We start from the raw sequence: 20,772 nt of genomic DNA, 5'->3' as shown, positions 1-20,772 counted from the left end.
AGAAGCGTGACGAACACGCTCGCCCATTAGGAGGAGGAACAAGGCATGTCAGCCTTCATGAAATTTGCCGACCTGTTGCTGGCCCTGGCCAAGCTGCTGACGATCCTGATCGTCGCCGGCATGGTGTTTTCGGTGCTGGTCGGGGTGTTCTTCCGCTTCGTCATCCCCATTCCCATGGCGTGGCCGCCCGAAGCCGCCCGTTTCCTCATGGTCGCCGTCACCATGATCGGCTCCAGCATCGCGGTGCGCCAACTCGATCATGTCGGCATCACGCTGTTGGTCGATCGTCTGCCGCGCGGACTGGCGCTGGCTCTCTACATCGTGGGCAGTGCGCTCATCATGGTGTTCCTGGTGGTCTTCATCTGGTTCAGCGCCCGACTCACGCTGGAGATGGGGCCGCGCCAGATTTCCTCCTCGCTCGGCCTCAACATGATCGTCGCCTATGCCGCGATGCCGATCGGCGGCTTCATGATGCTAGTCCAGCAGGTGGCTGCATTGGTGGAAGCCATACAACGCAGCCGCGCGGGGGCATCGCCATTTGCCCTCGAAACCAGCGCCGCGACCTCTGTCTAACTCAGGACCCGTTTCATGGTTTTCGCTGGAATTGCCTTCGCCGCATTGCTTTTCATCGGCATGCCCATTGCCTTCGTGGTCGGCATCATCTCGATGGGCCTCATGTTCGAGGCGGGCGGCAGCCAGTTCATGCTGCTGGTGCCCCAGCGCATGTTTGCCGGCCTCAACGTCTTCACCATCATGGCCATCCCGTTCTTCTTCCTGGCGGCCGAGCTGATGTCGGCATCAAAGGTCATCGAAGACATCATGGATTTCGCCGATGCCCTGGTCGGTCGGCTGCGCGGGGGCATGGCGCATGTGAACATCCTCAACAGCGCCTTCTTTGCCGGTGTCTCCGGTTCCGCCATTGCCGACATTGCCAGCCTTGGCGCCATCGAAATCCGCGCCATGGAAGCGCATGGTTACGACAAACGCTTTGCCACGGCGCTCACGGTTGCCTCGTCGCTGGTGGGTGCCATCATTCCACCCAGCATCATCCTGATGCTCTATGCCTCCATCGCCCAGGTGTCCGTCGCCTCGATCTTCCTCGCCGCCATGGTTCCGGGGTTCCTGATGGTTGGCCTGCTGATGCTGGTGGTCACCTTCCTGGCTCGCAAGTACAACTTCCCGCGCCGCGAGACCCGCATTCCGCCCCGCGAATTCCTGGCTATCGGCATGCGCGCTTCATTGGCCCTGATGATGCCGGTGATCATCATGGGCGGCATCGTCAGCGGCATCTTCACCGCCACGGAAGCGGCCGCCGTCGCCGTGCTCTACGTGCTCATGCTGGGCCTGTTCATCAAGCGCACGCTCAAATGGTCGGACATTGCTCCCGCGCTGCTCCGGGCCGGCGTGATGACATCCGTCATCTTCATGGTGCTCGCCACCGCCAATGTCTTTGGCTGGTTCATCGGCCTTGAGCGGCTTCCGGAAACGGTTGCGGCGGGGCTCACCAGCATTGCCTCGGACCCGCTGACGCTGCTGCTGCTCATTACCGGCGCGCTCATCGTCGTGGGCATGTTCATGGATGTCGGTGCCGCGCTCATCGTCATGGCGCCGATCCTGGCTCCGGCGGCGATCAGCGCCGGCATTCATCCGATCCATTTCGGCATCGTCATGTCGCTGACCCTGGTCATGGGCCTCAGCACGCCGCCCGTGGGTCCGTGCCTGTTCGCCGCTGCCAGCGTCAGCAAGCTCAAGATCGAGACCATCAGCCTGGCCATGCTGCCTTTCTACGCGGTGCAGCTGGCCTTCCTGCTGATCCTGATCCTCGTGCCCGAATTGTCGCTTGCGCTGCCGCGCGCCGCCGGCTTCATCAACTGACGCAACTGGACGCGCCATGAAGAAACTCATCAACGATCCCCGCCACCTGGTTCGCGAAGTGCTGGAGGGCCTGGTCGACGCGACGCCAGGACTGGCCCTGCTGGACACGGAGAATGTGCTTATCCGGCATGACGACCGCCCCGCCGAGGATCGCCCCGTCGCGGTGCTGTCCGGTGGCGGCAGCGGCCATGAGCCCGGCCACGCCGGCTATGTCGGCAGGGGCATGCTGGCTGGCGCCATCGCCGGCGACGTCTTCACTTCGCCGAGCGTCGACGCCGTGCTCGCCGCGATCAAGGCGACAGCCGGTCCGCGTGGCGCCGTGCTGATCGTCAAGAATTACACCGGCGACCGGCTGAATTTCGGCCTGGCTGCCGAAATGGCGACTGCCCAGGGCATCCCGACCGAGATCGTGGTGGTGGCCGACGACGTGGCCCTGCGGAAAACCGTCGCGCCCGAACGCCGCCGCGGCATTGCCGGTACCGTGCTGGTTCACAAGATCGCCGGCAATGCCGCGGATCGAGGCCTGCCGGTCGAGCAGGTCGCGCAATTTGCGCGCGCCGCTGCCGAGGCGGTGGGGACCATGGGCGTTGCACTCGGCGCCTGTACCGTGCCGTCGGTGGGCAGGCCCGGCTTCAACCTGGCCGACGACGAGATCGAGATTGGCTTGGGCATCCATGGCGAAAAAGGCGTAGAGCGCGTCCACCTGCAACCTGCCGATGTGCTTGTCGATCGCCTTGTCCAAACCATTCTCGACGACAAGGGCATTGCGCCCGGACAGCGTGTCGTTGTTCTCGTCAATGGCCTGGGCGCCACGCCGCCCATCGAGTTGGCGATCGTGGCGCGACGAGCCCTGGCACGCTGCCGCGAGGTCGGGCTCATCGTCGAGCGGCTGTATTCGGGCGTTTATCTGTCGGCCCTCGATATGCCAGGCTGCTCCATCAGCATCCTGCCGGTCGATGACAGCATGCTGCAGGCGCTCGATGCGCCAACCGAGGTGCGCTCGTGGAGCAGCGACGGGCGGATTGCGCCTGAGCGGCGGATCGTTGCCGCACCGGCGACCGCTTATGCAACCATCGAGCATGCAGCAGGGCCGCAAGCGAGGCAGATTCAGGCGGTGGCGCTGGCCGTGGCGGCAGAATTGGCGGCACAGGAAAACCTTCTTGCCGACCTCGACAGCCAGGCCGGCGACGGCGATCTGGGTGCGAGCATGGCCCGAGGAGCGGACGCCATTCGAGGCCTGCCCGAGAGTGCATTCAATACCCCCGAATCTGCCTGCATGGCCATTGCGGACGCGCTGCGCCGCGCAATCGCGGGCAGTTCAGGTCCGTTTTATGCGGTAGGACTGGTGCGCGCCGCCAGCAGCCTGCAGGGCAAGGCGGCGGCGATGGGCCAGGACTGGTCAGCAGCGTTCACTGCAGCCGTCGAGGCGGTTGAGCAACTTGGCGGAGCCCGTATCGGCAACCGGACCATGGTCGATGCCCTGCGCCCCGCTGCCGACACCTGGGCAAACGAACTCGCGCGTGGCACGGAGCCGCTTGCTGCTTTTGTCGCCGCGGTAGCAGCCGCGGAGGCCGGGGCGGAGGCGACCGCGAGCATGCATCCGTCACTCGGCCGATCCGCCTATTTGGGCGATCGCGCCATTGGTGTGAAGGATGGCGGCGCCGTAGCCGTGGCAATCTGGCTCAAGGCGATTTCCGACCGAGTATCCGTGGTCCGCTGACAGGGTTGGCGCTGATCGCTCCTGCCTTATGCAGCGCCGATTCCCCTTGAAGGCTGACTAAACCTGATCTAAACAGTCACCTTAGCTGGAGCGCGACCGGTCAGCAGTGTGAGGAACCCGGGGCACATCCCGCCGGGAGCACACCATGTCCATCCAACACTTTTGCACCAGCCGGCCGGCTTTCATCCGCACGGGGCTGGCCGCTGTCGCGCTCATTGGCATTGCCTCCGCCGTTTCGGCGCAGGAAACGCGCACGATCGAGGCAGCTAACGGCTCGATCGAAATCCCAGCCGCGCCACAGCGCATCGCAACGCTGGGTAATACCACGCTGCCCTTCATCGACCTGGGCGGCACGCCAATTGCGGTGACCGCTGAATCTGATTCCGACGTTTCGCGGCTCCCGCAGGAACAGCAGGCGGTCTACCAGGCTGCCACTATTCTTGCAGCGAGCGCCGACGAAGTCGACATGGAGAAGCTCGCGAGCCTGGCGCCTGACCTCATTCTGGTTCAGGTGCCCGGTGGCGAATTCGAACAGATCCGCCAGCAGCTCGAGGCGATTGCGCCAACGGTCTTTTATAGTCTCGATACCGAGTGGAAGGCTCTCGCCGACGGCATAGCCGACGCCGCCAATACGACCGAGGCCCTGAGCGCACAGAAGGCCGAGTTCGCGACCCGCCTTGCCGACATTCAGCAGAAATATGGCGACCTCATCGCGGACACCTCGTTCGTCGACGTCAATCGCTGGTCGTCTTCCGACCCGGGCACTTTTGCCATTGCCGACATCGGATGCTCGGAAATCGGCCGCGACGAGGTTGGCATCGACTATCCCGAAGCACCCGAAGGTGCTGATCCGCTGGCCTGGACCTCATATTCCTTCGAGCAGCTTGGTGAACTCGCCCAGTACGACGTGATCACCTATCCGGTGGGCGCCGATGGCGAACCGACCGAGCCCTTCGTTCCGGTGGTCGAGACCAATACCTGGCAGGCCTTGCCGGCCGTGGCTTCCGGCCACGCCATTGGGCTGTTCTGCCCCGGCAACAACTCCTACGGCGCCGTGCTGCAGTATCTGGCTTCGCTGGACGCCGCACTGGCGACACTGCCGGCAGCTGAGTGACGACGCGGGCCATACCGCTTGAGACTCGGGGGGCACAGCCTGCTCCCCGAGCGCGTCGTCGCATGGCGGGAGTGATCGCAGCGGCCATGCTGCTGCTCGCGCTACTGATCGGCAGCATGATGATCGGATCGACGACCATTACGCCGGGCACGGTGTGGGATGCGCTGTTCAACCCGTCCGCCAATATCGACCACTTCGCCATCCGCGACTTCAGGCTTCCGCGGACATTCGTCGGATTGTCGGTGGGGATTGCGCTCGGGCTGTCCGGCGCCCTGATTCAGGCGCTGACGCGAAATTCGCTGGCGGACCCCGGGATTCTGGGGGTCCATGCCGGTGCGTCCTTTGCCGTGACGGTCGCGGTCGGCATGCTCGGGGTCCGCGGTATCGAAAGCTATATGTGGTTCGCCTTTGCCGGTGCTCTGTTGGTTACGCTGATGGTGCTGGCGCTCGGATCGACGCGACAAGGCCAGTCGCCCGTCGTCATGGTGCTTGCCGGGGTGTGCATCGGCGCCGTGCTGGGCGGATTCCGGGAGGCGCTGCAGCTCGGCAATCCGGATGCCTTCGATGCGATGCGCTCCTGGAATGCCGGCAGCATACTGGGCCGCCCCCTCGACGTGCTCTGGCCAATCCTGCCCTTCTTTGCAGCGGGCATCATCCTCGCCTTCGCGGTTTCCGGGCCCCTCAATGCCATGGCGCTGGGCGATGATCTTGCCCAATCGCACGGCGTCAAACTGACAAGAGCGCGCGTCCTGTCAGTGATCGCCATCACCCTTCTCGCCGGTGGCGCCACCGCCATTGCCGGCCCCATCGGCTTTGTCGGGCTCATGGTGCCGCATGTCGCGCGCTGGATCGTCGGGCCCGACCAGCGCTGGATTTTTGCCTACAGCGCGCTTCTTGCGCCCAGTCTGCTCCTGGCATCGGACATTCTTGGACGGGTCGTCATGCGTCCGGGTGAGATGCCCGTTGGCATCATAACGGCCTTTGTCGGAGCGCCAGTCCTGATCGCGCTGGCGCGCCGCAGGCGGGTGAGCGGACTATGACCGACGGCCGGATCGTCTCGCCCCGTCGAATGCCTTTGGGACATTCCAGGGTATTGGGACGATTTGACGGGCGCACGGCTTTGGTCTGCGCGGTGGTAACCGTTGTCATCACCATTTTGGCGGTCCTGGCCCTGATGACAGGCTCATATCAGCTCGCGCCCGGCCAGGTGATCTCCGCCCTTGCAGGCGGGGAAACGGGCATCGTCCACGAGATCGTGGTCGAATGGCGCCTGCCGCGGGTCGTTGCGGCAGTGGTGTTTGGCGCCGCCTTAGGCGTGTCGGGCGCGATCTTTCAATCGATGCTGCGTAATCCGCTGGCCGATCCGGGCCTTATCGGCTTCTCGGATGGCTCCTATACCGGCGCGCTGGTGGTGTTGCTGTTCATCGACGGCACCTACCTTCAACTGGCCGGCGGTGCTCTCCTTGGCGGTGTCGGGACGGCCGTGCTCGTCTATCTCATCGCATTCCGGCGCGGCATACAGGGTTTCCGGTTGATCGTCGTCGGTATCGGTGTGTCTGCCATGCTGGCTTCGACCAATACCTGGCTGATCCTCAAGGCGGATCTGGACCAGGCAATGTCCGCCTCCGCCTGGAACGCCGGCTCGCTCAATGGCATCTCGTGGGAGCAAGTGCTCGGCGGGGGCGTCTCTATCGTCCTGCTCCTGGCTGTGGCCCTGATGCTGAGCCGTCCAATGCGGCAGATGGAGCTTGGCGACGACGTGGCCATGTCGCATGGAGTCCGGGTCGGACAAATCCGCCTGGGCCTCATCCTGGTAGGGGTGGCTCTGACAGCGACCGTCACTGCGGCGTCCGGGCCGATCGCCTTCATATCCCTGGTCGCGCCGCAGATTGGCCGCCGGCTCGCTCGGACCGCCGGTATCACGCTGCCGCCGGCGGCCTTTGTCGGCGCATTGCTCTGTCTTTCGGCCGATTACGTCGCCCAGCACGTCGCGCCGAACCCCCTGCCGGTCGGCATCATCACCGTCATGCTTGGCGGTGGCTATCTCGGCTGGTTGCTCTTTACCGAAGCAAGGAGGCGGCTGTGACCGCGAGCACTGACCATCCTCCCAAAGCCTTGATCGCCGAAGTCAGGGTCCTGCTCGCCGACGCAGCGGCGGTTTCAAGGCAGTTGCTGGACCACATGGCCGAGCACGAGTTTCCCGTAGAACTGACAGAAGACGGTGGAACGATCGGGTTTCTCACTGGCGCGGCGATCGTACGGCCAGAGCGCGATGCCGTGGGCATTCGCGTCACTGCCGTGCACGAGGCGGGACTGGCCTATATCAAAAGTGTCATGGCCAGCCATCTCATCGAGTTTGCAACCGGCCAGCATCTGCAGATCGAATGGACGGGCGATGGTGCGGATGCGACCGTCTTCCCGAATTTTCGAGAGATGACCGTCACGAGGGTGCTGGACCTTAGCCCGAAGATGCGCAGGATCAGCCTCTCGGGTCAGAACCTTGAGAGCTTCGCAACCGGCGGACTGCACATCAAGCTCTTCGTGCCACCGGCGGGCGTCACCGAGCCGGAATGGCCGGTGCCCGGCAAGGACGGACTTGCCATCTGGCCGCCTGATGACAAGCGGCCCAGCGTTCGAACCTACACGATACGAAACATCGACGCGGCCGCCGGCACGATCGAGGTCGATTTCGTGATCCACGCGGATGAGGATGGCAGCCACGGCGTCGGTGCAGGCTGGGCGATGGGGGCGAAGGCAGGCGATCTCGTTGGCGTCCGCGGCCCCATCGGTCGTCCGGTGCCCAACGCGGATTGGTATCTCCTCGTGGGGGACGAGACTGCATTGCCGGCGATTGCCCGCCATCTCGAGGCCGTTCCGGGCAGCGCGCGAGGCATCGCCCTGATCGAGATCGACAGCGAGAGCGACCAACAAAATATCGCCCATCCCGGCATAGAAGTGCGCTGGCTCTATCGAAACGGCGCCGAGCCCGGCACGACGACACTTCTCATCGATGCCGTGCGAGCCGTAGAAATGCCGCCGCAGGACACGGCAGTATATGCCTTTGCGGGCGTGGAAGAGGCGGCGTTCACCGCCATCCGCCACCATTGGCTACTGGCGTCGAGGGAAAGCAGAAGGCGAGTGAAGCCCTGGGGGCGATCCGGTCCCCATGGTCACGTCGGCCAAATTAGCCGCGTTCCTGCCCCAAAATCCACAGCGGCGCCTCGTGGGAGCCGTATAGGGTGGGCAGGGTGGAGAGTTGCGGCAGGCCTGCCTCATGCCTGGAGGACAGGTCCGCGAGGACAACCAGTTCGTCACCACCGAAACTGCGCCGGAAGGCCAGGACGTCTGCGCCGGCAGGGATCGGTTCATAGGTGCCTGATGCGAACAGGTTGGGCGCCGCCTTCCTGAAACGCAGCAGCGTCTGCGTGAGGACAAGCTTGTCGTCACGATCCGGCTGCGGGGCCTGTAACCGTCGATACAGACCGGCAAAATCCACGGGACGGCGATTGTCCGGATCGACGAAGCTTTGCTCCCAGTCCTCGGCTCCCCGGTAGATGTCGGGCACGCCTGGTATCGTCAGCTTTAGGCCGGCCTGGATGAGGCCCTTGCGCCGCGCTATGGCCACGAAGCCTGCACGGATAGCCCGGAAGCTGGACATGAAGGACTGGTGCACCAAGGCGCGATCGACGAAACTGGTCAGCGCCGCCTCGTAGGCGGTGTCGTTAACGCCCCAATCGTTGCGCTCGCGCGCCTCCCGCAGCGACTTGATCATCGCCCCTTTGATGCGGTCGGCGAAATCATCGCTCGACCCATTCATCGGCCAGCCACCCAGCATGAGCTGAAAGAACAGGTACTGGTCGTTGGGATGAATGGCGGCGCCAGAGCTGGCCAACATTTCCCGCCAATCGTGCACCGCCGCGGTCCAGGCACCCGGGTCTCCGGTGATGGCACCGATCATAACCCTCGTATCCTCGCCGCGCTTGGTATCGTGGGTCGAGGTGGCGATCATGGAATGCGGATGCGTTTGCAGGCGGCGCCGATTGCTGTCGTGAAAGGCAGCAGGCGATACCGAGAAGCGGTCGGGATGGGCACCGACTTCGTTGAGGGCGACCAGGCGATTGTAGCGGTAGAGCGCCGTGTCCTCGAGACCCTTGGCCATGACCGGACCCGCCAATTGCTGGAAGCGGCCGATGACGAGGGCGATCGCCTTGGGGTCGTAGTGCGGTCCGAGCTGCCCTCCCAGCAGGGCTTCGATGAAATTCCAAACCATGGGCTGGATCTGAGGCTGACTGCGGCGCGCACGCCCGACGGCGCGGCAGAGTTCGCGCCGGTCGCGATCGGACAGGCCCCGGTCATCGGCATAGGTTCGGTAGACGGCAAGGTGGGCGATAACCTCGCGCAGGCCGCGCCTCAGTCCAAGCTCGGTCAAATCGCGCGTGGCAGCGCCGGACCATGCGACAGCGGCGGCGAGCCGGGAGAGGGTCGCGAGTTCGGCGGCAAGCTCATTGTCCATGACCCGCAGTTTGCAGCGATAGGCCTCTTCGGCAGGCGGGACGGTGCGGCCGACAAAGGCGTCATAGGTGTTCGTGACGTCCGCCTGCCCATCTTCGGCCGTCAGCAGCCGCGTCAACTGCGCGCCGACCTCGTATCCTGTAGTCCCGTCGACGGGCCAATCGGCGCGAAGCTGCTCGTGTGGTGCGAGGATCTTTTCGACAACCAGATAGATCGGGCGTGGCGATTGTTGCCGCAGACGCTGAAGGTAGGCTTTGGGATCGAGCAGCCCGTCAATGTGGTCGAGACGAAGCCCCTGGACCAGGCCTTCATCGATCAGATCGAAAATCAGGGCGTGGGCATGGTCGAAGACTTCCCGACGGTCGATCCGGATACCAGCCAGATCGCTGTTGATGAAGAAGCGCCGGTAGTTGATCTCGTCCGAGGCGACGGCGAAATGCGCCAGGCGCCAATGCTGGGTGGCGATGAGACCATCGAGCGCGACCCAGCTTTCCGCCTTGGCGGCCTCGCCCGTCAGGGCCGCCACGGCAGCCTCCCGGCTCCCGAAGCGCTGCAGCAACAGCGCGGCATCCTCGGGGCGGACCGGCAGCTTGTCGCCGTCATAGGCCCAGACTGCGAAACCCTCATCATCCGCCTTGAGGCGAAGATGCCCGGCAGCGAGGCTTTCCGCATAGCTGGCGCCGAGGAAGGGCAGCAGGAGCTTGCCTTCCATGCCGGGATGAGGCGGGTCCCAATCGATGTCAAACCAATCGGCGTAGCGGCTGGCGCGGCCCAGCTTGAGCACGTCGAGCCACAGCACATTATCGGCGCCACCGACGCCCATGTGGTTGGGTACGAAATCGAGCAGGATGCCCATGCCGCGTTCTTGGAGCGCGCCGGCCAGCGTCCGAAGCTCGTCGATCGACCCCAGTTCCGGATCGATCTGGGTATGGTCGACCGTGTCGTAGCCATGCGTGCTGCCGGGCCTCGCCTTGAGGATCGGCGACAGGTAAGCGTGGCTGATGCCGAGTTCATCCAGATAGGGCACCAGCGCCGTGGCGTCGGCGAAAGTGAAATCCTTGTTGAGCTGGAGGCGGTAGGTCGCGCGGGGCGGCATCATCAGCGTGGCTCGGCAGAGAACAAGAGGGCGCAATCGCCGGGCAGGATCCAGAACTGTTCGGGATCGACAGGACGGCGACCAGCGCCGTCGTAATCCGGGTGCTCGCTCGACCAGGTCACGGTCCACCGGCAGCCGTCTGGCGGCGCCAGCAGCGGCTCGGCAGTGACCGCCATGTGAAGGTCCCGCCCGAGATTGAGGAATAGGAGGCGATGGCCGTCCGCATGCGGGGTGAGGTAGCGCATCACCAGTGCAGCGTCGCCGAGCACTGCCCCATCCACGCGCCGGTCGCTGGCCTGGGAAAAGCTCTTGTCGCTCCGGCGCAGACTAGTGAGATCACGATGCAGGGCGAGGAGGCCCGCATTCTGCTCGGCCTCGCTCCAGTCGAGCTTGCTCCCCTGGAAGGTGGCGGGATCGGCAGGGTCCGGCAGGCGCTCCTGCATCCTGGGGTCGGCTACACCCGGGAAGTTGCTGACTGAAGCCCGCCGACCTTCGGCGACCGCTGCCGCCTCATCGCCCTCGAGCCCGAAAAAGTAGTTGAACGGATTGGTCGCGCCGAATTCCTGACCCTGGAAAAAGCTCGGTGTCTGCGGACCAAGCAGCCAGAGCGCGGTGACGGCGCGGATCCGCGCGGGCGTCGCCAATGTGGACAGACGAAAGCCTCTCGCCGAGTTGGCGACCTGGTCGTGGTTCTCCAGAAAGTGGACAAAATGCTCGGCCGGGGTGTCGAGATTGTAGGTTCCGTAGGCCTTGTCGCGCATGTCCGAGCGCTGGCCCTGATAGAGGAAGCCGTATTTCAGGGCGGAAACCAGTTCCTGGGGCGTACCGAGATAGTCGCGGTAGTAGAAGTCATTATGGCCGGTGACCGCGACGCGAACGCTGTGCTGAAAATCGTCGCTATAGGCGGCGTCGACGCCATGACCGCCACGGTCAGGCGCTTCGATCATCCGGCGCTCCTGGGGCTGGTTCTCCACCACGACATAGGCTCGTCGCGGCGCAGCGGCGGCGCGGACGGCTCGCGTGATGTCGGCGATGATGTGGTCGTCGCTGGCGTCGAACATGGCCTGCGCCGCATCGATCCTCAGGCCATCGACATGAAAGTCGCGGATCCAGTATTCCGCATTGCCGACGATGAAGTCTCGTACCGGCCGGGACGCTTGCCCGTCGAAATTGAAGCTCGCGCCCCACTCGTTCTCGTACCGGTCGGTGAAATAGTGCTCGCTGAAGGCGCGGTAGCGATCGCCCATGCCGACGTGATTGTAGACGACATCCAGAATGACGCCGATGCCCAGGACGTGGGCGCGATCGATAAAGGCCCGCATGTCTCCCGGTGTGCCATAGGACGCATAGGGCGCGTAGGGCATGGTCGTGTCGTAGCCCCAGCCAAAGCGTCCCTTGAACGTGCCGACGGGCATGATCTGCAGGATGGACACGCCGAGACAATGCAGGTGATCCAGGCGTTCCATGGCGGCGCGCCATGTGCCCTCGGCGGTGAAGGTGCCGATATGGAGTTCGTAAAGGATCTGGTCGCGACGATCGGGGCCGGCCCAGCCACCATCGGTCCAGCCATATTCGGGATCGACCACCATGGACGGGCCATCATTGCCTTGAGGCTGACAACGCGAAGCGGGGTCCGGCATGGGCGGCCCGCCATCGACACGCAACTGATAGAGATCGCCTGTCCGCACGCCGGAAATTTCGGCCCCGAAGTAGCCATCGCCCAACGGGTCCAGCGCGAACACGCCGCGGCCTTCGACATCCACCGAGACCGACTGATGACCGAGGGCCCAAACCATGAAGCGTGTGCCGACGGGCGTTGGCGTGGCACCAATCATGTGGGAGGGCATGGTGTGAGCGCTTTCGAATGAAGTCGCGGACAACGGGCGATAAGAGGCTTTGTTCCGCGCAACGTTTCTTCACTTCACCCGCACGCGCTGTCTGCCAGACGCCGCCTTCGCTCCGTGTCCACCGCCTGTTCGGGCCGTGAGCGGCAGACGATCTCGGAGGTAGTTGCGGCATTGCCGGGCAGATGCGCATGTCACGCCCAACAGATGCATCGGACCGACGCGTGGTGCCGATTGCACAAAGGTGCGCCCCTGCTTCCCCAGCAGGCCACCGCTCTCAAAAAAAGGATCTTTGCCGTGCACCATAAGCTTGTTCCAATGGGTTCCATGGCTATCTGGACAGTCTGTGTCTCACTGTCGGTCGCCCAACCGGCCGCCCTTGCCGACATCGTTGAGCGCCATGCTGCCCCCCTATTGGACGAACACGACGTGCCGGGCCTGGCCGTTGCTGTGACGGTCGGAGGAGAGGCGTATTTCTTCAATTACGGAGTCGCCTCGCTCGAGGGCGGGGAGCCCGTCACCGAGAATACGATTTTCGAGATCGGCTCGGTGAGCAAGATCTTCACGTCGATGCTGGGGACCTATGCCGAGGCGACCGGCGCGCTGTCCTTGACCGACCACCCCGGTCGCTACGTCCCGGAATTGAGTGGACGCCCGTTGGACGAGGCGACTCTTCTCAACCTGGCCACCTATACGGCCGGCGGCCTGCCCCTGCAGTTCCCCGCGACGGTCGGCACCAATGCCGACGCGCCGAACTTCTATGCCGATTTCGAAACCACTGCCGAGCCAGGGCAACAGCGGCGCTACTCCAATCCGAGCATTGGTCTGTTCGGATTTGCCACGGCTCGCGCGCTGGATGACACGTTTTCAAACCTTGTGCAGCAGGCCCTATTCGGTCCCTTGGGACTGGACGACAGTTTCATCGCGGTCCCGGCCGAGGCCATGGACCGCTATGCCTGGGGACACGATCGCGACAATAATGCCATCCGGGTCAATCCCGGCGTGCTGGACGCCGAGGCCTATGGCGTCAAGTCGACTTCCGCCGACATGATCCGCCTCGTCGAAGCCCATATCCGGCCCGACACCCTGGACGGCGTGTTGCGCCAGACCGTGGAGGCAACACAGATCGGCTATTTCCGCGTCGGCACGATGGTCCAGGGCATAGGCTGGGAGCAGTACCCGTTCCCGCTGCCGCTCGACGACCTGCTGGCCGGCAATTCGCAAACGATGGCCATGGAACCCAATGCGGCCAGCGAACTGGTGCCACCGCAGATGGCATCCGGCCCGACGCTGTTCAACAAGACGGGATCGACAGGCGGGTTTGGCGCCTATGTCGCTTTCGTTCCGGCGGAGGAGATCGGCGTGGTGATCCTCGCCAACAAGAACTACCCCATCCCGGCCCGGGTAACCGCCGCTCATGGCATCCTCACGGAGATAGCGGAGACCCGTGCAGCATGGTGAGCGGGCCGTCGACGCGGACCGCGGCGGTGCAACTATTCAGCCTCGGTCAGCCCGACGCCGCCACCTCGGCGATAGCCGGCCGGGCGCCCGCAAACTGTTCGCTTGCCCGCGCAAGGGCATTCCGGGTCTGGTTATCAGCCGGCAGCCAGAGCTCCATGCGCGGCATTTTCAGCGACACGGCGTGTGGCGGCGTCATCAGACACTGCATGGTGACAAAGGTCAGCGGACCTATTTCGGTGTCGAAGCACAGGTCAATGGGTGACCACGGATCCTCGTCCGTCGGACAGGCATAGTCGCCGAAGCGCTGGCCGAGCGCATCGCAGCAGGCTTCGATCCGTTCCTCGACGCCCGGCTCGACATAGCGATCGCCTTCGAAGCGGGCGAGCAGTGCCGAAGCGATCTTGGCCGGGTGACGGGCTTGCGACAACAGGCCATCAGGATGGGCCGTGGCAGCGATCATGTCGAGGCCGCCGCCTTGCTCGTCGATGCCACTCCAGTCCAGCCTGGGCATCAGAAACCTGGCAAGCTGCAGCCCAACCCCATTGAGCCCCAGCGTCGTCCAAGTGTGATCGAAGACCACCAGAGGAATGCCGCCGCATTGCCGCGTCAGCAATTGCAGAGCCTGGGTCTGGCGCTCGAGTGCGTCGTCCTGACTGGCCGCCGGCACTGTGAACCCTGCCGCCAGATAGACGAAGGAACGCTCTGCCTGGCTTGATTCGAGCGCGTCCAGCAGCTTGGACAGCAGTTCCCGACTGGGCGAGGCGCGCCCCAGTTCAACAAAGCCCAGATGACGCTGGGAAATCCCGGCGGTCAAAGCCAGGTCCAGTTGTGACATCCGCCGGCGCAACCGCGCCGCGCGCAACAAATCCCCGAGCGCCTGATTGTGCGCGGCGACATTGGTATTGATCGACATCACTGCCTGCCGTTTCTCATCGGAAACTTGTGCATCGCGCGCCGGAATCGCCGCGTTCTGCCCGAGCTGTTTCGAAAGAAACGCCGCACCATGGCAATAAAGAGACCGACCGGGCGCCCGCATGCATCTTCGATCCAGTAGGTGCCGATAGGGATGACATTTCCGCGCTCCGCCGCCGCGCCAGCCGTGGCTGTCCGGCACGTTTTGGCGAGGAATTATTGGGCTGCGATGGTCCAGACAACTACGCTTGAGGTAGTCGGCGTGGACAGAGAGACCGCCATGCCGAACCTGGTGTCGACAGTACGAAATCGCTGCCTATCAGAGCACAAGACAGCGCCATTTCACCGACGACCTTGCCAGGAGACCTCAAAGGTCGCATAAGTGTCGACACTTGTGACTAGCGAACAGTCGAGGAGCTGCTCGTGCTTGAGAATTCCCTTTATTCCGACATGCCGGCCGGGCACACCGAAGCGGTGTCGCAGTCGATTTTCGCCTTCCTCGAAAGCCTCATCATCTCGGGTGAACTCAAGCCCGGTGAGCGCATAAACGAGAAGCAGCTCGCAACCGCCAAGGGCACCAGCCGCGGGCCGATCCGCGAGGCGTGCCGCCGGCTGCAGGAGGCGGGCCTGGTGGAATTCATCCCCAATCGCGGCTTTTTCGTGCGCGTGGTCGACCTCTCGGATGTGCTTGAAATCTACTACATCCGCGCCGCCCTTTTCGCCCAGGCCGGACGCATCCTGGCGCGCAACGTCACGCAGGCGCAGATCGAGGAATTGCAGCAGCTACAGGACGATATGGAAGCGGCGATCGAGGCGAACGATGCCGATCGGTTCTATGACCTCAACCGCACCTTCCATGCCAGGATCATGGAATTCACCGGCAACCGGCACCTGGCCGACATCTACAACAATCTCGACCGCGAGCTGCATATCTGGCGCAAACGGGCGCTGATCCTCGACGGCAATGTCAGGGCATCCTCGGCCGACCATGTGCAGATCATCGCCGAGCTGCGCAGCGGCAATCCCACGCGGCTCGCCCGCATCCTCCGGGATCATAGCCTGGCCGGACGCAACCGCCTCTTGCGCACCATGCCCGACAGCGTGCAAGGTGTCGACAATATCTGGGACGACGACTGAACGAGAGGGTCTAGTTTCCGAACACGACGTTCAGCTCGGCAATGGCGGCTGCCGTCAACGGCGCAGTCTTGTGCCCCTGGGTCAGGAAGAACAGCTTGGCGGTTTCCTCCAGTTCCTCATAGGCGAACACGGCTTCGGCGAGGCTGGCGCCCGAGACGATCGGACCGTGATTGGCGAGCAGCATGGCACGGTGTGCTGTGGCCGCCTCGCGCACCGACGCCGCCAGTTGGCGATCGCCAGGCCGGAAATAGGGCAGCAGGGGCAGCTTGCCGACCTTCATCACGGCATAGGCGGTAAGCGGCGGGAGGACGTCGGCATGGTCGTCGTGACAAAGACAGGACACGGCCACCGAATGGGTCGAATGGAGATGCACCACGGCGCGCGCCGCCGGACGCTGTTCGTAGACGGCCAGGTGGAAGAAGGCTTCCTTTGAGGGTGGATCGCCGGCCAGGAGTTCGCCATCGGCCGAGACTTTGGAAATCCGCTCTGCGTCGAGAAAGCCAAGCGAAGAATTGGTAGGCGTGACGAGGATCGAGCCATCATCGAGCCGCACCGAAAGATTGCCGGCGCTGCCATGGGCCAGGTTCTTCCCGTACAGCACGGCTCCGAAGCGGACGATTTCGTCTCGATGCTGCGCTTCCTCGCTCATGGCTGCTCCATTGTCCTGAGGGCCTTGCCGAAGAAATCCGGCGCGCCAAAATTACCCGATTTCAGCGCCAGCGCGATCGAATGATCGGCATCGGTGAGGATGGGCACGCCCGGATCGATCTCCGGACCGATGGCCAGTGCGCCGAAATCGAGTGCCTGGGCGACGGCGCTCGATGTCTCGCCGCCAGCGACCACGAGCCGGCGCAGGCCGCCCTTGCGCAAAGCCACGGCCACGTCTGCAAAGAAGCCCTCGATGCGCTGGGAGACCGTCTCCCGACCATACAGAGCCTGTATCGCCGAAATCACTTCCGGCGGACTGGAAGAATAGGCCAGCGGCGCCTCGCCGGTCCGGTCGAGGAGGAACGCGGCGACCTCTGCCGGGGTCACTGCGCCACGCATGACGGCATCGGCATCGACGCGGAAGGTGGGATGCGCTTGCGCGTGCAGCTCCACCTGTCCCAGCGTTGCGCCCGAGCAGCTTCCGGCCAGGATGGCCTCGGGTCCGTCCACTGGCACATAGTCCACCTCGCCGCCTTTGGCCTCGCCGCGCGCGATGAAATTTGCCGAGAGGCCGAGGGCAATGCCCGAGCCGCCGGTGACCAGCGGCGCCTCGGCGGCAGCCGTGCCCAAAACCAGCAAATCAGCATCGGTCGCGGCGTCGGCGATCACGAGGACATCACCCCTGGATGCGCTCGCTTCAAGAGCGGCCCTGACCGCTCCGGCGCCCAGCCGCACGACTTCGGCCGGCACGAGGCCAACCGCGGACTTGCATTGCCGCCCGAGCCAGCGCCGCAGGTCGGGATCGGTCATCGGCGTCAAGGGATGGTTTTCCATGCCGCTTTCGCTCAGCAGCCGACCACGCACGAAGAGATGCCCCTGATGGACGGTGCGGCCCATGGTGGGAAAGGCCGGGCAAGCGATGATCCCACGGACGCCGAGCGCGGCGGCGAGCGCTTCGCCCACCGGGCCGATATTGCCTTCGGGCGTCGAATCGAAGGTGGAGCAGTATTTGAAGACGATCTGCCGGCAGCCCTGCGCCTGCAACCACTCAAGAGCGCGAAGCGACTGCGCCACCGCCTCGGCAGCCGGGACCGAGCGCGTCTTCAGCGCCACGACGCCGGCCTCGATGGAGGACGGCGCGGGGCGGTCTGGAACACCGAGGAATTGCGCCGTCCGGAGGCCACCCTGCCCCGGCAGACCCTTGGCGATGGTGTTGGCGATGTCGCTGGCCCCGGTGAAGTCGTCGGCAATGATCCCAAGCAGCATCAGACCTCTCCCAGAACCAGTGTCTTCATGCGCCGCACAGCCGCATCGGGGGCGGTCAACACCGGCGTGTCAGTGACCTTTCGCACTCGCTCGGCCGCCTGCGCCATGGAGAACTGCGCGAGCATGATGACGTCGTAGGCGCCAAGGGAAGCAGCCGCCGTCGCGACACGCGCATGGTGGCCTTCTGCGTCTTCGGCCTGCAGCGCGGCCATCGCTCCATCGACCACTGTTGTATCCAGTGTGGCCTCCCCGCCGCTTTCGCGCACGAAGTCGGCGAATTCTGCTTCCATGGTCGGCACGGCCGGGGCGAAGGTCGCCAGCATGGCGATGCGCTTGCTCCTGTCGAGGGCGGCCCGGAACATGGCTTCATTCGGCTTGAGAACGGGAATGGAAACGCTCTCGGCCAGTTGCGCGATGGCCGGACCGAAGGCCGAACAGGTGACGAGAATGCCGTCAGCGCCCAGCCCGGCGCCGTAGCGGCCGAAGCTGACGAAGCGATCGATCATCTTTCCGGTCAGCTCCGGCTCCCTGGCCCGGTCGGCGCTGAGGCTGTCATCGAGCAGGTTGACCAGCTCGGCCTCGGGCCAATGGGCGGCAAAGGCGGCGCGGACGGGGTCCATTGCCACCGATGTGGCATGGAGGAGAACGATGCGCGGCACGGGCCGGCTCACGCCGCGCCCGCGGCAGCGAGCGTCCGTTCCGGCACGGTTGCGCCGGTGAGGCCGAAAACCGCATCCTGCTCGCGCCGCAATTGCCACAGCACGGAGCCGGCGGGCTCCTCCACCATGTCATAGGTGATCGGGGTGCCGGCCGGGATATCGACGCGGGCGCGATTTCCCGTCAGCAGGTGGGCGCAGGCACGGTTGCCCGCTGCCACCGGCTCGGCCGGGACGATGCGGGCCGTCATCTGCTGGCTGTGGTCGTTGCCGAAGATGTCGCCGGCGGCAATGTCGCGCGCCGCGACCTTCACCAGGTCATAGCGCGGGCGATAGTCCGGCGCGCCGGTATCGATGTTGAGAAGGCCGGCCAGGAGCAGCGTACTGGAGGTTTCCACGCCGCAGAGATGGTAGGGCCGATAGATCACTGCGGCGGTGTTATCGTAATTGCCGATCTGGCCCTTGGTGGTCAGCACATGGTTGGAATAGGCATTGTCGCAGCGCACAACGAGAAAAACGCCGCCACCGAGCCCCGATTCCGCCGGCGCGCGGAGGCAGGTGGCAAGGTCGATATTGTCCCGGCCCGCGAACAGGCCGCCATGCTCGGTTTCGCAATAGACGACGGGTATTTCGGTGATCCGCATGGGCACGTGGTAGAGCGTATCCACCGCCGGGACGAGGCCGGTATAATTGGCGGCCACGGTCATTTCGCAGAGATCGTAGGCGCCAGGTTGCGGCAGGCCGGAAAAAATTTCTGCGCGCTTCCTGACATATTCCGCAACGCGTCCCTCGGGGATCATGCCGAGATATTGGCGGTCTTCGGGCGCCACGGTGATGGTTTCGACCGATGGAGCATGGATTGGCTTGTCGGTCTTGATGGTGACCGTGCCGGCGGCTTCATCATAGATGAACTCGCCATCCGTCGCCTTGCCGCCGCTGATGACGGAAAGGCCGACCGACTTGGCCCATTCGCAGAACTGGATGAGGAGGCCATGCTGGTCGCCGTCAACAGGCGTATAGATGACGCCGGCTTCCTGAGCACGGCGCTTGAGGATCGGCCCGACGGCGACGTCGCAATCCTTGGTAATCATGGCCACATGCTTGCCATTGGCAATGGCTTCGAGCGCATAGACGGCGCTGGCCTCCGGCACGCCGGTGCTCTCGCAGACGATATCGACGGCGCCGAGCTGGGCCACGAGAGTGCAATTGTCGGTATAGACACGCAGGTCCAGGTCGATAGCGGCCTCGGCGGCGTCGAGCGTGTCGCAATAGAGGATCTGTTCAGGCGAAAACCCGGCTTTGATATAGGCGTCACGCGCTGCATCGCGCGAAATGTCGGCAACCGCGACCACCCGCATCATGGGGGTATGCGGATCCTGGGTGACGATGGCGGTGCCGTAATTGCCCGCACCGATGACCCCGACCCGGACCAGCGCCTTCTTGGCGAATTGAGCATAGAGATTGTGGTAAACCATGGTCGTGTCTCACTGAATGTGAATGGCCCGCGGCGCCTGGGCGCTGCCGGGATCGGAAAGGAAGATTTCGCGGCCGGATCGCGCCGAGGCATAGGCTGCCTGGGTCAGCGCCAGCACCGGCCGGAAGTCGTCGAGCCGGCCCGTCTTGCGACCTGCGACGAGGTCGGCGTGGACCGCGCGGTAGAGGGAGACGAAATCCTCGTCGCCCGGCACAAATGCGCTGAGAGCCTGCCCGATCGCTTCGCGCCTGGTATCGGATGGCGTAAAGCTCCATGGGTCGCGGTGCGGCGCCTTGGAATCGGTGCTGCTCTCGGCGGTCAGGTGTTCGAAGCAGAAGCGCAGCCGCGAGGTGGGCGCATGCGAGCCGACGGTGGCGCTGAAGGACAAGAGGCCACCATCAACACTGGTCGCGGTGATGCTGGCGCAGTCCTCCGTTTCGATGGGATGCACACTCGTGGCGATGCGGGCGAACACCGACTGCACCGAGCCGACAATGCTCAGCACCATGTCATGCTGGTGGATGGCATGGGTCATCAGCGTGCCACCCAGCTCCGTCGCCAGCCGTCCGCGCCAGGGATTGGCGTAATAGTCCGCCCCGCGCGACCAGTGGCTTTCGGCGCTGGCCACGTAGAGCCGGCCCAGGAGGTCGCGGTCCCTGAGATGGCGCAGTTTCTGGAGGCCATGCCCATGCCGCTTCTGCAGCACGGGAAAGACCAGCCGCCCGGTTTCGGCTTCGAGACGCGCCAGTTGATCGAGGTCTTCGACCGTCCCGGCGACCGGCTTTTCGCAGACCACATGCTTGCCGGCCTGCTGGGCCATGCGGGTCTGCTCGAAATGCAGGTGCGAGGGGGTGCAGAGGGTGACGATGTCGATATCGTCTCGCTCGAGCAGACCTGCATAGTCGGTCGATACGGGAGTGGTTCCGGCAATGCCGGATGCCCGGGCCGGATCGAGGTCACAAACCCCGGCCAGCTCGAAGCAGTCCGGCAGCGCCGCGATGGCGGCGGCATGCTTGCCGCCGATGCGCGCCCCGACAATGGCGATGCGATACCTCAT

The 20,772-nt window shown here is 64.4% G+C and carries 16 protein-coding genes and 1 pseudogene; 9 read left to right on the top strand and 8 right to left on the bottom strand.

The window, feature by feature from the left end; translation table 11 throughout:
- The first annotated feature begins 45 nt into the window (after positions 1 to 45).
- From JEQ47_RS14090 to JEQ47_RS21175, 7 genes and pseudogenes are all read left to right on the top strand, one after another.
- On the top strand, positions 46 to 573 hold the full coding sequence (locus JEQ47_RS14090; RefSeq protein ID WP_198877076.1) for a TRAP transporter small permease: 528 nt from the start codon (positions 46 to 48) through the stop codon (positions 571 to 573).
- Between the two features lie 15 nt (positions 574 to 588).
- Positions 589 to 1,875, top strand: coding sequence for a TRAP transporter large permease (locus JEQ47_RS14085; RefSeq protein WP_198877075.1), 1,287 nt, complete (start codon positions 589 to 591; stop codon positions 1,873 to 1,875).
- Between the two features lie 16 nt (positions 1,876 to 1,891).
- Positions 1,892 to 3,595, top strand: a complete 1,704-nt coding sequence (locus tag JEQ47_RS14080) for a dihydroxyacetone kinase family protein (RefSeq protein ID WP_198877074.1) — start codon at positions 1,892 to 1,894, stop codon at positions 3,593 to 3,595.
- 145 nt (positions 3,596 to 3,740) lie between these two features.
- Positions 3,741 to 4,709 (top strand): ABC transporter substrate-binding protein, encoded by a 969-nt coding sequence (locus tag JEQ47_RS14075; RefSeq protein WP_198877073.1) that lies wholly within the window; start codon positions 3,741 to 3,743, stop codon positions 4,707 to 4,709.
- 62 nt (positions 4,710 to 4,771) lie between these two features.
- Complete coding sequence (locus JEQ47_RS14070; RefSeq protein WP_198877072.1) at positions 4,772 to 5,749, top strand: FecCD family ABC transporter permease; 978 nt, start codon at positions 4,772 to 4,774, stop codon at positions 5,747 to 5,749.
- Entirely contained in the window at positions 5,746 to 6,795 is a 1,050-nt protein-coding gene (locus JEQ47_RS14065; RefSeq protein WP_328769082.1) for a FecCD family ABC transporter permease, read from the top strand. Before JEQ47_RS14070 ends, JEQ47_RS14065 begins: the two co-directional genes overlap by 4 nt.
- Before the next feature lie 95 nt (positions 6,796 to 6,890).
- Positions 6,891 to 7,787, top strand: a pseudogene (locus JEQ47_RS21175) (DUF2218 domain-containing protein); the annotation flags it as partial.
- A gap of 106 nt (positions 7,788 to 7,893) precedes the next feature.
- Here the strand turns inward: JEQ47_RS21175 and treY are convergent.
- Positions 7,894 to 10,320: a malto-oligosyltrehalose synthase gene (gene treY / locus JEQ47_RS20735; RefSeq protein WP_236020880.1), complete on the bottom strand. Its 2,427-nt coding sequence runs from the start codon at positions 10,318 to 10,320 to the stop codon at positions 7,894 to 7,896.
- The gene (locus JEQ47_RS14055) at positions 10,320 to 12,113 is read right to left on the bottom strand and encodes an alpha-amylase family glycosyl hydrolase (protein ID WP_198877069.1); all 1,794 of its coding nucleotides are present in this window, start codon (positions 12,111 to 12,113) and stop codon (positions 10,320 to 10,322) included. Before JEQ47_RS14055 ends, treY begins: the two co-directional genes overlap by 1 nt.
- Positions 12,114 to 12,488: 375 nt before the next feature.
- On the opposite strand from JEQ47_RS14055, the gene ampC reads away from it, so the two are divergent.
- On the top strand, positions 12,489 to 13,622 hold the full coding sequence (ampC, locus tag JEQ47_RS14050) for a class C beta-lactamase (RefSeq protein WP_198877068.1): 1,134 nt from the start codon (positions 12,489 to 12,491) through the stop codon (positions 13,620 to 13,622).
- A 46-nt stretch (positions 13,623 to 13,668) separates the two neighbouring features.
- On the opposite strand, the gene JEQ47_RS14045 is transcribed toward ampC, so the two are convergent.
- Entirely contained in the window at positions 13,669 to 14,658 is a 990-nt protein-coding gene (locus tag JEQ47_RS14045) for a helix-turn-helix transcriptional regulator (protein ID WP_198877067.1), read from the bottom strand.
- 299 nt (positions 14,659 to 14,957) lie between these two features.
- On the opposite strand from JEQ47_RS14045, the gene JEQ47_RS14040 reads away from it, so the two are divergent.
- Positions 14,958 to 15,671: a GntR family transcriptional regulator gene (locus JEQ47_RS14040; protein ID WP_198877066.1), complete on the top strand. Its 714-nt coding sequence runs from the start codon at positions 14,958 to 14,960 to the stop codon at positions 15,669 to 15,671.
- Positions 15,672 to 15,681: 10 nt separating this feature from the next.
- Here the strand turns inward: JEQ47_RS14040 and otnC are convergent, their stop codons facing one another.
- From otnC to JEQ47_RS14015, 5 genes are read right to left on the bottom strand one after another with little or no spacing between them, the layout of a single operon-like run.
- Positions 15,682 to 16,320, bottom strand: coding sequence for a 3-oxo-tetronate 4-phosphate decarboxylase (gene otnC, locus JEQ47_RS14035; protein WP_198877065.1), 639 nt, complete (start codon positions 16,318 to 16,320; stop codon positions 15,682 to 15,684).
- Positions 16,317 to 17,585, bottom strand: a complete 1,269-nt coding sequence (otnK, locus tag JEQ47_RS14030; protein ID WP_198877064.1) for a 3-oxo-tetronate kinase — start codon at positions 17,583 to 17,585, stop codon at positions 16,317 to 16,319. Before otnK ends, otnC begins: the two co-directional genes overlap by 4 nt.
- Complete coding sequence (locus tag JEQ47_RS14025) at positions 17,585 to 18,205, bottom strand: aspartate/glutamate racemase family protein (RefSeq protein WP_198877361.1); 621 nt, start codon at positions 18,203 to 18,205, stop codon at positions 17,585 to 17,587. The genes otnK and JEQ47_RS14025 overlap by 1 nt, the downstream gene beginning before the upstream one ends.
- Positions 18,206 to 18,252: 47 nt before the next feature.
- Entirely contained in the window at positions 18,253 to 19,716 is a 1,464-nt protein-coding gene (locus JEQ47_RS14020; RefSeq protein WP_198877063.1) for an NAD(P)H-dependent oxidoreductase, read from the bottom strand.
- 9 nt (positions 19,717 to 19,725) lie between these two features.
- Positions 19,726 to 20,772: a Gfo/Idh/MocA family protein gene (locus JEQ47_RS14015; RefSeq protein ID WP_198877062.1), complete on the bottom strand. Its 1,047-nt coding sequence runs from the start codon at positions 20,770 to 20,772 to the stop codon at positions 19,726 to 19,728.

The sequence above is a fragment of the Devosia sediminis genome (assembly GCF_016411825.1).
Lineage (GTDB): Bacteria > Pseudomonadota > Alphaproteobacteria > Rhizobiales > Devosiaceae > Devosia > Devosia sediminis.
The sequence above is the reverse complement of the archived record's forward strand: the minus strand, read 5'-3'. Positions and strand labels throughout refer to the sequence as shown.